The 1,653-nt window shown below is 41.4% G+C and carries 1 protein-coding gene; it reads left to right on the forward strand.

The features are described from left to right. Positions 1 to 1,653: Spy0128 family protein (locus FZ952_RS11455; RefSeq protein WP_148881745.1), on the forward strand; the 1,653-nt coding region annotated here is incomplete at both ends.

Below are 1,653 nucleotides of genomic sequence, written 5' to 3' on the forward strand. Positions count from 1 at the left end.
CAAATGGAACTGTAGAATGGACGGACCTTCCTGCGACAGATGAGCACGGTGTGAAGTACACTTATAGTGTGATGGAAGTCGATGAAGATGGCAATCTCATCGTAGATACGATAGACGGCTATACTCCAGCACAAACAGCGGATCTGACTGTTACAAATACCTATAGCACTTCACCGACTAAGGCTGTTATTGAAGCTAAGAAAGAATTGAAAGATCGTCCAACAAAGCTTCAAGAAAATGAGTTTGAATTTACTTTGACTGACTCAAATGGTGTGGTTAAAGATACTAAGAAGAACGACAAGGACGGAAACGTTAAGTTCTCAGAATTGACATTTGATAAAGCAGGAACCTATAACTACACAATCACTGAAACAAATGGTGGTCAAACCATTAATGGTGTGACCTACGATGGTAGAAAAGTACCGGTTACAGTACGTGTAGTAGATGATGGAAAAGGTAAGCTGGTTGCATCAGTAATGTATTATCCTATTACTGCTGTAGCACTTCCGTCAGCTGATTTGACTTCTTCAGCACCTGGTTCTGATCTCGTACCACCACTTGCTGGTGCAGTGACAAGAGCTACTGATATTGGAGTTCAGACATTCGTCAATACTTATAAGCCTGCTAACGCGAAAGTTCCTGTTTCGGCAACCAAATCATTCATCAATAAGAACACTGATAAACCAATTCAGCTTCAAGGTGGGGAATTCGAATTTGCCTTGCTTGATGGAGCTGGTGAACAAGTCGCAACTACGACAAACGATGCAGCTGGAAATATTCAGTTTGGTGAGTTGGAATTCAAAACACAAGGAGAATTCACTTACACCATCATTGAAAGATATGCTGGGACAACTGATAAAGGAATCACTTATTCTAATAAGACTATCGAAGTAACGATCAAAGTTGTTGACAACGGTAAGGGAGCTCTTGAAGCAACTGTTACCTATGACAATAACGACAGCACTTTCGAAAACACCTATAAGGCTGAAAATGCCAAAGCTGTTCTTGAAGTAGATAAGAAACTAAGCAATCGCAATCTCGAAGCTAACATGTTCGAATTTACATTGACAGACCAAGTTGGTAACGTTGAAAAAGCGAAGAATGGTGCTGACGGAAAAGTTAAATTCTCAGAGTTGACATTTGATGAAGAAGGCACTTACACTTACACCATCAAGGAAGTGAAAGCTGGTACAACGGAGAATGGAATCACCTACGATGCGAAGACAGTGACAGCTAAAGTAACTGTAACAGATGATAAAGAAGGGAAACTGCATGCAACTGTTGAGTACAGCAGTGATGCAAGTGATGGCAGCACAACCTTCACCAATGTCTACACACCAGCTAAAACACAGGTTCCAGTGAAGAAAGTTTGGAATGATGGCGAGAACCAAGATGGCAAACGTCCAGAGTCTATTACTGTTAAACTTCTAGCAGATGGTCAAGACACAGGTAAGACCCTTGAACTCAATGAAGGAAATAATTGGTCAGGAAACTTCACAGATCTGGATGCAGATAAAGGTGGCACGCCAATCACCTATACAATCGCAGAAGTTTCAGTTCCAGCAGGTTACACTTCAGTCCTTACTGGAGATGCCACAACTGGCTTCACCATTACCAATAGCTACACACCAGCAGAAACAAATGTTTCTGTAA

Source organism: Streptococcus sp. Marseille-P7376, assembly GCF_902460385.1.
Taxonomy (GTDB): domain Bacteria; phylum Bacillota; class Bacilli; order Lactobacillales; family Streptococcaceae; genus Streptococcus; species Streptococcus sinensis.